This is a genomic window from uncultured Actinomyces sp. (genome assembly GCA_900541895.1).
Classification (GTDB): domain Bacteria; phylum Actinomycetota; class Actinomycetes; order Actinomycetales; family Actinomycetaceae; genus Pauljensenia.
Window position 1 is genome coordinate 22,127 of sequence record UWSI01000008.1, and the last position, 14,910, is coordinate 37,036.

Here is a 14,910-nt window from a genome sequence, read left to right on the forward strand (position 1 = left end):
AACCGGGGCCTCAGAGTTTTTTGCCATCGTTCGACCGGCGGAACGCTTGACTCGGTATCGAAAAGATTGGGTTTTTGATTCTGATGTTCCTCTTAAGTCTGGGGAAGTCGTTGCTTGAGTTTATCGAGGCTTAAGAGTGATGGCCCGTCTGCAGCGAGACGGGCCATCGTCGTAGACATACATGCTAGGAATGGATTCGCTTCGACAAGATGAGATCAATAACCAAGCCGATCAACGCTACGATGACTGTCGGTACTATCCAACCGATTTGAAGGTCCTGACCGGGACTCCAAGCCATCAAAGGCGCAACAAAGTCCAGTACCCCAAAGGAAATCACTGTCGTGAGAAGTGACCAAATACTTGCAACCCACACACCAAGACGGAAGGTCCAGCGAACCTGCATTGAGTAGTGAAGGGGATGGGTGAGGATCGTAATGAAAACGATGCTAATGGCGATGGGGTAGAGGAAAGTAATGATTGGAACCGCAACCTTCAGAACCGTTGAGAGTCCAGCGGAAGCCAGCACGAAGGAGCTAATCGTGAAACCGACAAGCCACATTTTGTAGGTGATCTTAGGGAGCAGCCTTTCAAAGAATTCTGAAGTTGCGGCGAGTAAACCGACAGCAGTTGTCATGCATGCGGTGAGCACAATGAGCCCAAATACAAGCTGTCCAGCCGTCCCCATCGTTATGTGAGAAGCGTCGGCAAGGAGTGTAGCTCCATCGGTGTAGTCTTGCCCGCCAGGAATGACGTGTCCAATCAAGCCCAGACCGACATAGACCAAACCAAGCAAAATACCCGCAATAAGACCTGCTGCACTGGTTCGACGAATGAGCTTTGCGCCGCTGATTCCCCCTTCTCCTTGATCAAATGAAGCGACGACGATGATGCCGAATGCAAGTGCGGCAATCGAATCCATGGTCATATATCCGTCGAGTAAGCCAGCTGTTAATGGTGCGTGGACGTACTGTCCGACGGGAGCAACATCAGAGGGGGGAAGTTTAGCCAGCGACAGGAAAACCAAAAGAACAAGAAGAACCAGAAGGACAGGAGTCAGGATTTTACCGAGGTGGTTGACGATTTGACGAGGATTCCACGAAAGAAACAGCGCAAGTCCGAAAAAGACTGCATTAAAGAGCATCGAGCTCATGAATGTAGTCGAATGAATGATCGGTGCAATTGCGGTCGAGAAGGAGACGGCACCCGTACGTGGAAGTGCGTAGAAGGCCCCGATTGACAGATAGACCATGCATGAGAAGGTAATTCCGAATGCCTTTCCGCCTCGTCCAGAAAGGTCCCGCAGATCAGTTCCTGACAACGCGATTGCAATAATTGCGATGACGGGCAGAGCTACACCGCCGATCAGGAAACCGATCATGGCTGGGTTAAAGTGTGATCCGGAATTGGCGCCCATGATGGGCGGGAAGATCAAGTTTCCCGCACCAAAAAACATTGAGAACAAGGTGAGGGAGGTTGCGATCAGCAGTCCCATTCCTTGAGGACGCTTCGTCTGCGTTGTTGCTGTTTCAGTCACTATTCTGCTTCTAGCCGTAGAAGTAATTCATCCATCGTGATTCTTTCACTTCGTGCCGGTTGTGCCAAGCTGTGTTCACTGTTCTAGTCTTCAGATGTGAAGACAGTCATTCAATCCGGAGGCGCGAGCGCCTATCTTCTTCGCTCGATACCGCAGGCGCGCACTCAAGGACCGGCACTTTTCCTTGCACTCAGTGGAGGAATCGGCGCGGGAAAGTCTACGATTTCTCATGTGTTGCGCGGCCTCGGTGTCTTTGTCGTCGACGCTGACCAACTGGCTCGCGAAGTTCTTTCGCCTTCCCACCCCGTGTACGAGGCCGTGCTGGCTAACTTTGGTGCCGACCTTGCATTCCCAGATGGCTCACTTGACCGGCGTCTTCTTGCGCAGAGAGCCTTCTCTTCACCTGAATCGACTTCGCTGCTGAACTTGCTCACGCACCCTGCGATTTCAGCTCTTGCTTGGGAACAACTGAAATCTGCCCCCCAAGGGGGTTGTGCGCTCTATGATGTCCCACTTCTGACGACCTATGAAGATGCCTCGCTCTTTGATGGAGTGATTATGGTCAGTGCACCAGAGGAATTGCGAGTTCATCGGCTAATATCTCGAGGTCTAAGCGAAGAAGATGCTCGAGCTCGTATACGCTCGCAAATTTCGGATAGTGAGCGCAGGAAGTTAGCAAGTATCTGGGTTGAGAACCTCGGGAATCAAGAAGACCTTGCCGATGTATCCAAGCAGCTCTATTTCTCCTGGTTGACACGTGTGCACTAGTTGTTCAAACTTCTTCAGTATTTCGTCAGCTTTCACATGAATTCAACGGGTAACGCTCAATAAATAATCCGGAAAACATCCAGAAACAACCAGTTTGATACGTAAGCATTGATGTGAACGAGAAACTAGACCGGTTGTTACTGGGTCGCTTGAAGTCGGATATTGTCAAAGCTGCTTGCGGCAATGATTACTCTCTTCCTCGTGGGGGCAACATAGAGCTTCCGCATCGGATAGCGAACAGACCAGCCGACATTTACCGCAGGGATGAGGATAAATGGCGCAGTTGAAGACGAAGCGTACTTTTGTTGGAAGTAGGGCAGTGCGCACGCTTGGTGCACTGACCCTTGGCGCAGGAATGACTTTGGGCGGTCTCTCGCTTGCGTGGGCTGGCGATGAAGTGCCTGGTCCTGATGAAGTGCGCGCACTGGGATACAACACTCTGACCTTTCAGGATGAATTTAACGGGAGCGAGCTTGACACCTCGAAATGGGGTTTGGCGCTAGGTTGCTTCGATCCCAATGCTCACTCTCAAGCCCAATACTCCGACGCCAAGGAAAATGTCAGCGTTTCAGGTGGTGTTCTACACCTGACCGCACGTTATGAGCCAAAGACGCAGAAGTGGGATCGTAATACGCATTCCATGGTCACCGTTGACCGCGAATGCAAACGTACCTCTAACGGACAGACTGATTCCTACAAGGCTCCGTTTACCTCTGCGATGGTTCAAACTCGCGATAACAAGGGAGTGAAGTGGGCAGCCTACGGCGACTTCTACGCTGAAGCCCGAATCAAGCTTCCCACAGCAGTCGCATCATGGCCCGCATTCTGGATGACGGGTACAGATCCAACTAGCTTCCCCGCACACGGCGAGATTGACGTAGTTGAGGCAAAGGGCTGGGATCCGCACTACCTTCAAGCTAACGTTCATACACCTCGCGTTGGTAACCCACAGAAGACCGAACAACATCAGGGACAATTGGGTGGTGACGGCTCGTCGCAGAGCCAATTCCACACCTATGGCGTTGAGAAAAACGGTCGGGCGATTACTTTCTACCTCGACGGACGTAAGGCGCATACCGTTACTTATGACAAGGTGAAGGGGAGCAACCCCTTCGTGAATGACGCCAACGGTATGATCTTGCGCCTGAACCAGATGGTTGGCGGAACATTCCTTGCGTCCGACAAGGGCGATACAACCTATACGGATGCAACAAAGTACATCGATGCGTACAAGGGAAATGGCTCTGACATGCTCGTCGATTACGTGCGTGTATGGAAGAAGGGGCCGGCAACAACCGTTCCTGAGCCGACTCCTGCGACAAGTGCACCTGAAGTAACGACACCGACACCGGAGGTAACTACACAGGCTCCTTCTCCGGTTACTCCTAGCACGACAGTTGAGACTCCTGTAGCCCCAACGCCCAAGGCTCCTATTGTTGCACCAAAACCGGTCGTTCCTAGCGCCACTTCCGAAGCACCCGTAGCGCCGACAACGCAACCAACGGTTGTCGCGCCTCGGCCGGTTGTACCAACTGAAAGTACCCCGGATCCTGTTGCAACTACACCGGTTGCAAACAAAAATGTTGTCGCGCCTCAGCCCGTTGCTCCGCCCGCGACAACCGAGGCGCCTAAGCCAACTTCCGACTCAAATACCAATTCCCGCAGGCGAGTTCGTCGCTCAACTGAGACGGAGCCAAGCCCAGTAGCAACGGAGACAACCAGCGCTGTCACGACCCCGAGTAACGAGGTTTCGACTTCCCCAAGCACTACGGAGTCTTCTGCTCCAAGTGATTCCTCATCGCAGATCTCCGAGGATCCACAGGACCAGGTACGTGATCGTGCCACTGAAGCTGAGAACATCGGTAATACTTCGACTGTTGGAGATCATACATCTGTTGCATCGACCGCACAGGCAATCGAGCAAAAGCCTGCAATTGTTCGTGCCTTGGCTCAAACAGGTGGCTCCTTCTGGTCGTTAGTTCTCGCTGGGGTGCTTGCTGGTGGCGGTGTTGCGATGATTGCCTCGCAGCGTCGTGTGAAGGAGTAATCGCCAGGTTCCCCTTGGTAGTAAGCCGCTTACTGCGATTTGCGCCGTGAACGTGTACCTAAGAGGTGCGTGGCTCAGGTAAATGAGCTATCGACACTTACTGATGTACCCGTTCACGGCGCGTTCGTGTGTGAAATGACGTAGCGTTAAAGGGTGAGCCAAAGCCCTATCATTCGTGCAGAACACCCCTTTGAGGTTATTTCTGAATACACGCCATCCGGTGACCAACCGAAGGCGATTCATGAGCTAGCAGAACGCCTGCGCGCGGGTGAACAAGACATTGTTCTTCTCGGTGCGACAGGAACCGGTAAGAGCGCAACGACTGCTTGGCTGATCGAAGAAGTTCAACGTCCGGCCTTGGTGCTTGAGCCCAATAAAACTTTGGCAGCGCAGCTGGCAGCGGAGTTTCGTCAGCTGCTGCCCAATAATGCTGTTGAGTACTTCGTGTCTTATTACGACTACTACCAGCCTGAAGCCTACGTTCCTCAAACCGATACCTTCATTGAAAAGGACTCCTCGATCAACGATGAAGTCGAGAGGCTGCGTCACAGTGCAACAAACTCTCTTTTAACTCGTCGAGATACGGTTGTTGTTTCCTCTGTCTCATGCATCTATGGTTTGGGTACACCGGAAGAGTACGTTGCGCGGATGATCGAGCTGAGCCGCGGAATGTGTATTGAGCGTGACGATCTCCTGCGCGCCTTCATCGGTATGCAGTACACGCGAAACGATATTGGATTTACCCGCGGAACTTTTAGGGTTCGTGGAGACACGATTGAGATCATTCCGGTGTATGAGGAACTGGCAATCCGGATTGAAATGTTCGGTGATGAAATCGATTCCTTGGCAGTACTCCATCCCGTGACGGGCAATGTCATCGAGGAAGTTGATCATGTCTACCTCTTCCCGGCATCGCACTACGTTGCTGGTGAAGAACGAATGAAACGCGCGATCGCTTCCATCGAGAAAGAGCTCGAAGAACGCCTCGAGTGGTTTGAATCCCAAGGAAAACTGCTTGAAGCTCAGCGTCTTCGGATGCGAACAACCTACGACCTCGAAATGCTTAAGGAAATAGGCACGTGTGCCGGAGTCGAGAACTATTCACGCCATATTGATGGGCGCGGCCCGGGAACACCTCCGAATACGCTGCTCGATTATTTCCCCGATGATTTCGTTCTAGTGATCGATGAATCCCACGTGACGGTTCCGCAAATTGGAGCGATGTTTGAAGGCGATATGTCACGTAAGCGCACTCTGGTTGATTACGGTTTCCGCCTCCCTTCGGCAATGGATAATCGTCCACTGAAATGGGACGAGTTTACGCAGCGCATTGGTCAAACTGTCTATCTTTCAGCAACACCCGGGCAGTATGAGCTGGATCGTTCTGACGGTGTAGTCGAGCAGATCATTCGTCCGACTGGCCTCGTGGATCCGCAAGTTATTGTTAAACCAACTCAAGGGCAGGTTGATGACTTGCTCGAACAAATTCGTGAGCGTACTCAACGTGACGAGCGTGTTTTGGTCACGACTCTCACCAAGAAAATGGCTGAAGATCTGACAACCTACTTGGGTGAGAGGGGAGTGAAGGTCGAATACCTGCACTCTGATGTCGACACCTTAAGGCGCGTTGAGTTACTTCGTGAACTTCGCCTTGGAGTCTTTGATGTTTTGGTAGGAATTAACCTGCTTCGTGAGGGATTGGACCTGCCTGAAGTTTCACTGGTGTCCATTTTGGATGCCGATAAAGAAGGCTTCCTACGCTCAACCCGATCGCTCATTCAGACCATTGGGCGAGCCGCGCGTAACGTTTCGGGTGAAGTGCACATGTATGCCGATAACATCACTGACTCGATGCGCGCAGCAATCGACGAAACCGAGCGACGCCGCGAGATCCAGCTGGCCTATAACCGTGAGCACGGGATTGATCCCAAACCACTGCGTAAGAAGATCGCGGACGTCACTGATGTGCTAGCTCGCGAAGAGGTTGATACTGCAGAACTTCTCGAAGGCGGATACCGCCGTGAGCGGCCGGCTACAGACATTCGCGCAGATGCGATGGCCTCGGAGGCTATAGAGGATGTGCCGAGGAGCCGGGAAGAACTTGCCAATATGGCGCAAAATGACCTTGAGGATCTTATTGCCCAGTTGAGTTCTCGAATGATGGAAGCTGCAGAGAACCTCCAGTTTGAGCTTGCTGCTCGCCTACGTGATGAGCTTGCTGAACTCAAGAAAGAGCTTCGTGCGATGAAAGCCGCAAACTAATCTTTGTGGAAAGTGGTGAGTGCCTTTGAGTAAAGGCACTAAGATAGTGCTGTTCTAAGTTCTCAATGCTGGGAGTCGACTGTGTCTACGATGGCGCATACGCAAGCGCGTCCCGTTCCTTTTTCCAAACGCGCCCTTGCTTGGTCTGCTCACCTCTTCACACTAACCGGTGTACTGTGGGCGTCTTTGGCGACAATTGCTCTGTATGAGGGACATATTCGCCAGATGTGGATGTGGCTGGGAATCGCACTTCTTGTTGATGCAGTTGACGGGAGTTTCGCGCGCGCTGTTCGCGTCACTGAATACGCTCCTGGTTTTGACGGAGCGACCTTGGACAATATTGTCGATTACCTGACCTGGACCTTTATTCCGGCACTGTTTATGGTCTTCTATCTGCCGTTCGGATCCCGCGGGCTAGGCATCGCAGCCGTTTTAATTGTCTGTCTCTCCTCAATATTCTGTTACTGCAATGTTTCTTTGAAGACACCAGATCACTACTTTATGGGTTTTCCAGCGGCATGGAACGTGGTTGCAGCCATTATGTGGATTTTCCAAACCGGAGCTCTTTTTAACTTTATTGCGACCGTAATTTTGGCAATCCTTACGGTTGCTCCGATTGCTTTTGTCCACCCCTTCAGGGTTGGTCGTTTGCGTATTCTTAACATCGTCGCAGCACTGGTATGGGTTGCAGCAACGGCCATACTTGTCGCATATGCACCCCTGCGCCCGTTTATTCTTACAAGTATTTGGTGGGTTGCGGGGATCTGGATTCTTGTTGTGAGCGCTGTGCGTTCGATTCAGGGAATTCCTCAAGAATTTCGTGACGCAGAGTAACGCTTGACAAGACGCGTGTTCTGAATCCCGCGCCAAACCTCAGTGGCAAGAGAGGCCGCAATCATCAGGCCCACGATGATGATGACTGAGCCGGGGTATCCGCGTCCGTGTACCCAGAAATATACGTAGGGCGCCATGAATGTTGCTAATGCGACAATTGCGCCGGAGTAACGTTCCAATGGTCTTGACGCCGTCAGCATCGCGAGAATTCCCCAGGTATACGGAATTGCGGTCAGTACGTCGATTGCCCACAAGACCAATACAGAGCCGTGGAATTGTGGGACAAAGACGACTGGAAGCGCCCGAAGCGATGAGTACACGAAGACCACCGCGTAAACCCAGAAACGTGGGTCTTTGAGAACTCGTGTGATCAGAGAACGTTTGAAAACCTTTACCCCCGCTGCCTCAATTTTATGGGCGAGGCCGTGCGGAGTTCGTGTTGCATTCATTCCTTCTAATGCCGCCCTGAAGCTTGCATCGGGAAGTAGCTGATGAACAACGTCGCTGACCCGTAGCCCGAAGACAGTCTGCATCTCAGAGTGCTGCGCACCGACGTTCACGAACAGGCCGAACAATGGACCTGCGAGTTCTTTCAGCAGTTCAGTGTCAATAGGGCCAATCAACCAGATCAAAGCCCGGTGCTCTAAAGCATCACGTACTTCAGAGTAAAAATCATCGGTTGACGACAATATCTGTGGCGTAAGTTCGCGAACCTCGCGACGTCCCAATTCGGCAAGTCTGGAAACACCGGCAGTATGCGCGAGATTTGTTGTATCGAAAGCACAGGAATGGACGACTGACAGTTCAAAAGGCGCCTGGGTCGACCCGAAAAGGGTCTCCTTCAGACGACGCAGTCGGGACACTTGGGCTGCACGATTTTGAACACTCACTCTGTTGAGTCTAAAGCACTTGCGTGTGAAGCTCTTAACGAGTTGTGATCTGACAGAGAATGTGAGCGGAATCGTTTGTTACGCTAGACGCGAGGGGAGTAATCCCAAAAAGAGCACCATCGTCAACGCGGTATCTCCCAGATACCCGGTGTTGCTGCCCAATTTTGGGTGGGAAGAGACCTCAAGTCTCTGCCTGAAAGGTCATTCGTGGACGTACATATCCTCGGCTGGATCGGCTTGGCCGTCGCTGTTATCGCCCTAATTTCCACTGACATCATTGGACACGTGCGTAAACCCCATGCGCCTTCTATGAAAGAAGCAACGGCGTGGACACTGGGTTACGTTGCTCTTGCGGTGCTGTTTGGCCTTGCGATTTGGGTGATCTACGGAGCAAGCTACGCGATCCAGTTCTATAGCGGCTACATGATGGAGTGGTCACTTTCGCTGGACAACCTCTTTGTCTTCGTCATCATCATGGCATCCTTCAAAGTACCATGGGAGTTTCAGCAGAAAGCACTTCTAGCAGGAATCATCCTTGCCCTGATATTTAGAGCATTTTTCATCATCGTCGGTGTTACCTTAGTCAACCGTTTCACATGGATGTTCTTCTTCTTTGGTGCGTGGCTACTGTGGACGGCATATTCGCAGGCACGCGAAGGCACATCTGATGAAGAGGAAGAAGTTGAGGAAATTCAAGAGAATGCGTTTGTCCGATTTGTCCGGCGTATTCTTCCCGTGACCGATGGATACATTGGAGACCGTTTCTTCTACCGCCATAATCGTCACACATCGATCACTCCCTTGTTCCTTGTCGTTCTGGCGCTAGGATCCGCGGATCTTATGTTTGCACTCGACTCCATTCCTGCGATCCTTGGACTTACTCAAGAGGAGTATTTGGTCTTTGCGTGCAACGCTTTTGCATTGCTAGGGCTACGACAACTCTTCTTCCTGATCGATGGCCTTCTCGAAAAACTCGTTTTCCTCAACTATGGACTTGCAGTGATCTTGGGCTTCATTGGGGTGAAGCTCATTCTTCATGCACTCCACGAAAACTCCTTACCCTTCCTTAACGGGGGCGCGCCAATTCATGGAATTCCGGAAATCGGAATCCCGGTCTCACTTGCTGTCATTGCAGGGACACTCATCATGACAGTTCTAGCCTCGCTTATTTATTCAAAGCGCGATTCCTCGAGGAGTAACGGCCGATGACCTCTACTGCACAAGCTCCTAACCTTGCTCAGGGACTAACTGGGTCCGAAGTAAAGATCCGCGAAGAAGCAGGCAAGCTGAACATCACTAAGCTCCCCTCATCGCGATCGCTGGCATCGATTATCCGCGCAAATGTCTTGACGCTTTTTAATGCGATATTGAGCATCGCAATGGTCATCGTGATCATCTTCGGGTCCTGGCAGGATGCCGTTTTCGGTGCGATTATGATCATTAACGCGGTTATTGGAATTTTCTCCGAACTTCGTGCGAAGAAAACACTGGACGATCTTGCAATCGTCGACGCCCCTCGGGCGAAGGTCCGACGCGATGGGCACACCGAGGAAATTGACGTTCAACGCATTGTTCTCGACGACATTGTCGAGCTTTCACTCGGCGATCAAATTGCGGCTGACGGCGAGGTCGTAGAAGTTTCCGGTTTGGAAATTGACGAATCGATGCTCACTGGTGAATCTCGTCCGGTTCTCAAGCAGGTTGGTGATCGTGTTCTTGCCGGAACATCCGTCGTTTCAGGTTCTGGTGTGATGCATGTGCAAGCAGTCGGTTCGGATCTGTACGCGCAGGGGATTGCACGTCATGCGCGGACTTTCTCTCTTGCCACTTCTGAGATCCAACAGGGTATTAATAAGATTCTGCGCGTTATCTCGATTGCTCTGCCTCCAATTATCCTTTTGACGCTCTGGTCGCAAACGCGAATTGCAGGAGAAGCTACCCCTTACGCGTGGCAACACGCATTGGTTCTTGCTGTTGCAAGCGTTGTCGGAATGATTCCACAGGGACTGGTGCTTCTTACTTCCATGAACTTCGCGATCGGTTCAGCGACCTTGGCGCGGAAAGGTGCTCTTGTTCAGGAGCTTCCAGCAGTTGAAGTGCTGGCTCGCGTTGACGCACTGTGTCTGGATAAAACCGGCACGCTTACAACCGGTGGAATTAGATTGCGCTCCTTGGAGATCCTCGATCGACAGCGAGAAGATGAGCTCTTCCGTGCGCTGTGGGCGCTCAACGACGATGAAACAAATGCAACCGCGCGAGCGATCAAAGAGTATTTGCTCAATAGGGGAGAGCTTCCGCAGAAAGATACTCAACCGTCGCGAACTATTCCCTTCTCCTCTGAACGCAAATGGGCAGCGTGGGTCACACATAGTGCATCAATCGTCATGGGTGCCCCTGAGATGCTTATTGACCACGTTGAAAACCTCGCAAGTCTTCGAGCTGATATTCGTTCGTATGCGAGTGAGGGCTTGAGAGTATTAGTCGTCGTTCGCTATGACGAGGCCATTGAAGACCACATCCTTCCGACAAATCCAACGGCTCTCGCCCTCCTGGTTTTGGAAGAAGACTTGCGCGATGATGCTACCGAAACCCTCGCTTACTTCCGCCGCCAAGGTGTGCGTGTACGCATTATTTCGGGTGATAGTCCGACTACGGTTGCCGCACTAGCCGCACAGGTCGGACTGCGTTCACCTAATGGCGACGCTCCTCACGCATTTGACGCCCGGAATCTCCCTCAGGATCCAACGTCTGCTGAATTCCTCTCTATCGTTGAGGCGACAGATGTTTTCGGACGTGTTACCCCCGAACAGAAACGTGCGCTGGTTAAGGCTCTGCAAACGCAGAAGCACTGTGTTGCCATGACGGGCGATGGTGTCAATGACGCGCTCGCACTCAAAGATGCTGATTTGGGTATCGCGATGGGCAATGGCGCAGCAGCAACCAAGGCCGTTTCACAGTTGGTTTTGGTTGATCAAAAGTTTTCGGTGCTCCCCAGTGTTTTGGCCGAAGGGCGTCGCATCATGGCCAATATGGAACGCGTGTCATCGCTTTTCTTGGCAAAGACGACCTACGCGACACTTTTTGTCATTCTCAGTGCAATTTTTGCGTGGCGTTATCCTTTCTTGCCGCGGCATTTTACGTATGTCGACACTCTGACTATTGGTGTTCCTGCTTTCTTCATTGCCTTAGGCCCCAACAATCGTCGTTATGTCCCGGGTTTTCTGTCTCGAACTTTGTCGCTGGCAATTCCCAGTGGCATCGTTCTGGGGGTTGCGGCTCTTGCTGTCTATTCTTCAGTCGGTAACGGTACGGTACTCGGTTCTACTGCGGCCGCAATGACGGTTCTAATAGCAGGATTGTGGCTTTTATCGATCACAGCACGACCACTGGTACCGTGGCGCATAGTTTTGATCTGCGCTATGGCTATAGCGGGAGTTTTGGGTGTTCTCCTTCCCTTTGCTCGAGCCTTCTTTGCCTTCCAATGGCCCTCGGCCTCGTTGTGGCTGACGGTTATCGGATCAGGACTTGCTGCCGGCCTCGTCATCGAGGCATTCTCGCGGGTGCTCTACATGGGTAAGCTTCGCGAAGCAGAGTCCGAAGGCCATTCCATAGACTAAACGTGAAGCAAAGCATAAAAGAACACATGTTCGACCAAAGCAATGCGTCAACACGTAAACTAGTGGAGTGCATGATCAGTTAATTGTCCGTGGTGCCCGCGAGCATAACCTCAAGGGTGTTGACCTTGAACTTCCCCGTGGCTCGATGATTGTTTTCACCGGTTTATCGGGATCGGGTAAGTCGTCTCTTGCCTTCGACACGATTTTTGCAGAAGGACAGAGACGATACGTTGAATCACTGTCTTCATATGCGCGTCAGTTTTTGGGACAGATGGATAAGCCTGATGTTGATTTCATCGAGGGGCTCTCTCCAGCAGTGTCAATCGACCAGAAATCTACTTCGCGTAATCCGCGTTCGACAGTCGGCACGATCACCGAAATCCACGACTACTTGCGTCTATTATTTGCGCGCGCTGGGGTAGCCCACTGTCCAGTGTGTGGAGCTCGTATTCAAGCTCAGACTCCCCAGCAGATTGTTGACCGTGTGCGCTCGCTTCCTGAAGGAACCCGCTTCCAGGTTGTTTCGCCTGTTGTTCGAGGCCGCAAGGGGGAATATCAGGACCTTCTCGAAGAACTCAGGGCATCTGGCTATGTGCGAGCAATTATCGATGGTCAATTACTTCGACTTGAAGATGTCCCTCCGCTAGAGAAGAAGCTCAAGCACACGATTGAAGTCGTTGTTGACCGTCTTGTCGTACGTGAGGGTGTCCGTCAGCGCTTAACCGACTCCGTTGAAACAGCACTACGTCTTTCTGACGGCTTGGTGATTATTGACTGCATCGATTTGGATGAGTCAGATCCTGATCGTCGACGTAAATACTCTGAAAAGCGTTCGTGCCCCAACGACCATCCTTTGACGTTGGATGAAATCGAACCGCGAACTTTCTCCTTTAACGCCCCCTACGGTGCGTGCCCCGAGTGTTCGGGCTTGGGCTCGAAGCTTGAAGTTGATCCTGAACTTGTCGTGCCCGATGAGGAACTCTCGCTCAACCAAGGCGCAGTGATTGTTTGGAACTCGAATTTTAAGTATCACCGACACCTTCTGGAAGCCTTGGCAAAAGAGCTCGGTTTTTCCATGGACACACCGTGGAAAGATCTTCCCAAGAAGGTTAAGGATGCAATCCTCAACGGTCGAAACTACGAAGTAAAAGTTAAATTCCGTAACCGTTGGGGGCGAGAACGTTCGTATACGACTGGTTTCGAGGGCGCGCTCACCTACATCCAGCGCAAAAAAGAAGAGACTGAGTCGCAGCTGGTCATTGATCGTATGGATTCGTACATGCGTGAAGTCCCCTGTAGCGCGTGTCAAGGAGCCAGATTACGTCCCGAGGTCCTGGCAGTTACTATCGGTGATCTTTCAATCGCACAGCTTTCGGATTTGTCGATTAGCGATGCAAAAGACTTCCTCGACAGTGTTACTTTAGAAGAACGTTTTTCCGTCATCGCCGCACCGATTCTCACAGAAATTCAAGCGCGATTGAACTTCCTGGTCGATGTTGGCCTATCTTATCTGACGCTCTCCCGTGGAGCTGCAACTCTTTCCGGAGGAGAGGCCCAACGAATTCGTTTAGCAACCCAAATCGGTTCCGGCCTTGTCGGAGTTTTGTATGTCCTTGATGAGCCTTCGATTGGTCTTCACCAGCGTGATAACCGCAAGCTCATCGCGACCTTGGAACACCTACGTGATCTCGGAAATACCCTGATCGTTGTCGAACATGATGAAGAGACCATCGAGGCTGCTGACTGGATCGTTGACGTGGGCCCGGGAGCCGGTGAAAACGGTGGCTGGATCGTTCACAGTGGAACTCTTGAGGAACTTAAAAAGAATAAACGCTCTTTAACCGGTCAATATCTCAGTGGAAAACGTTCGATTGTTATCCCTCAATCTCGCAGGGAGCGTGATCCCAAGCGCCAGATTACGGTGAAGGGCGCGCGCGAAAACAATCTCAAAGACGTTACGGTGTCCTTCCCTCTTTCGACTTTCACAGCGGTGACAGGCGTATCGGGCTCGGGTAAATCTACCCTGGTCAATCAAATTCTTTATCGATCCTTAGCTAGCCGTTTGAACGGAGCACGTCTTGTGCCCGGACGCCATCGTTCTGTTGTAGGAACTGATGGCCTTGATAAGGTCGTGCATGTCGACCAATCGCCTATCGGTCGCACACCGCGGTCAAATCCGGCCACCTACACGGGAGTCTGGGATCAAATTCGTAAGCTCTTTGCTGAAGTCCCTGAGGCAAAGCTTCGCGGTTATGGTCCCGGGCGTTTCTCCTTCAACGTGAAGGGGGGACGGTGCGAGTCCTGTAAGGGAGATGGAACCCTCAAGATTGAGATGAACTTCCTTCCCGATGTTTACGTCCCCTGCGAGGTTTGCCATGGTGCACGGTACAACCGTGAGACTTTGGAGATTCTCTACAAAGGTAAGAGCGTCGCAGATGTCCTCAATATGCCTATTGCCGAGGCCGCTGAGTTCTTTGCTCCAATCTCGCGGATTGCCCGTCACCTGAACACCTTGGTTGAAGTTGGTTTGGGCTACGTACGACTTGGTCAAGCTGCGACAACTCTATCTGGTGGGGAAGCGCAGCGCGTCAAGCTCGCATCGGAGCTGCAACGCCGGTCGACGGGGCTGACGGTGTATGTCCTAGACGAGCCAACTACTGGTCTGCACACTGAAGATATACGCAAACTCCTGCTCGTTCTCCAGAGCCTGGTCGATAAGGGCAATACAGTGATTGTTATCGAGCACAATCTTGACGTCATCAAGAGTGCCGACTGGGTCATCGACATGGGGCCTGAGGGGGGCAGTGGTGGCGGCACTGTCGTTGCAGAAGGAACCCCCGAAGAAGTCGCCAAGGTCCATGAATCATTCACAGGTCAGTTCCTTGCGGAGATTTTCGAGGCCTCTCAGCAGCAAGGAGCGTAATCAAAGTAGCAGCGCAATCGATGTGCGCTGAAAAG

At 51.9% G+C, this 14,910-nt stretch carries 9 protein-coding genes; 7 read left to right on the forward strand and 2 right to left on the reverse strand.

Features of this window, described 5'->3' with window-relative positions:
* Positions 1-184: 184 nt before the first annotated feature.
* Positions 185-1,492, reverse strand: a complete 1,308-nt coding sequence (gene brnQ, locus QZR18_RS03545; protein ID WP_178707263.1) for a branched-chain amino acid transport system II carrier protein — start codon at positions 1,490-1,492, stop codon at positions 185-187.
* Positions 1,493-1,630: 138 nt separating this feature from the next.
* Between brnQ and coaE the strand changes: the two genes are divergently transcribed.
* From coaE to QZR18_RS03565, 4 genes are all read left to right on the forward strand, one after another.
* The gene (coaE, locus tag QZR18_RS03550) at positions 1,631-2,302 is read left to right on the forward strand and encodes a dephospho-CoA kinase (RefSeq protein ID WP_178707210.1); all 672 of its coding nucleotides are present in this window, start codon (positions 1,631-1,633) and stop codon (positions 2,300-2,302) included.
* A 274-nt stretch (positions 2,303-2,576) separates the two neighbouring features.
* Positions 2,577-4,349 carry a family 16 glycosylhydrolase gene (locus QZR18_RS03555; protein ID WP_178707208.1) on the forward strand — a complete coding sequence of 591 codons (1,773 nt, stop codon included), beginning with the start codon at positions 2,577-2,579 and terminating at the stop codon, positions 4,347-4,349.
* A gap of 153 nt (positions 4,350-4,502) precedes the next feature.
* Complete coding sequence (gene uvrB / locus QZR18_RS03560; RefSeq protein WP_178707206.1) at positions 4,503-6,611, forward strand: excinuclease ABC subunit UvrB; 2,109 nt, start codon at positions 4,503-4,505, stop codon at positions 6,609-6,611.
* Positions 6,612-6,701: 90 nt separating this feature from the next.
* Positions 6,702-7,445 (forward strand): phosphatidylcholine/phosphatidylserine synthase, encoded by a 744-nt coding sequence (locus QZR18_RS03565; RefSeq protein ID WP_178707260.1) that lies wholly within the window; start codon positions 6,702-6,704, stop codon positions 7,443-7,445.
* Here QZR18_RS03565 and QZR18_RS03570 read toward each other — a convergent pair.
* Positions 7,421-8,335, reverse strand: a complete 915-nt coding sequence (locus tag QZR18_RS03570; RefSeq protein WP_178707204.1) for a hypothetical protein — start codon at positions 8,333-8,335, stop codon at positions 7,421-7,423. The two genes, QZR18_RS03565 and QZR18_RS03570, sit on opposite strands and share 25 nt — an antisense overlap.
* Positions 8,336-8,542: 207 nt before the next feature.
* On the opposite strand from QZR18_RS03570, the gene QZR18_RS03575 reads away from it, so the two are divergent.
* The 3 genes from QZR18_RS03575 (at position 8,543) to uvrA (ending at position 14,875) form a co-directional block, all read left to right on the forward strand.
* The gene (locus tag QZR18_RS03575) at positions 8,543-9,544 is read left to right on the forward strand and encodes a TerC/Alx family metal homeostasis membrane protein (protein WP_178707202.1); all 1,002 of its coding nucleotides are present in this window, start codon (positions 8,543-8,545) and stop codon (positions 9,542-9,544) included.
* The gene (locus QZR18_RS03580; protein ID WP_178707199.1) at positions 9,541-11,952 is read left to right on the forward strand and encodes an HAD-IC family P-type ATPase; all 2,412 of its coding nucleotides are present in this window, start codon (positions 9,541-9,543) and stop codon (positions 11,950-11,952) included. The genes QZR18_RS03575 and QZR18_RS03580 overlap by 4 nt, the downstream gene beginning before the upstream one ends.
* A 67-nt stretch (positions 11,953-12,019) precedes the next feature.
* Positions 12,020-14,875 (forward strand): excinuclease ABC subunit UvrA, encoded by a 2,856-nt coding sequence (gene uvrA / locus QZR18_RS03585; protein ID WP_178707196.1) that lies wholly within the window; start codon positions 12,020-12,022, stop codon positions 14,873-14,875.
* Positions 14,876-14,910 lie beyond the last annotated feature (35 nt).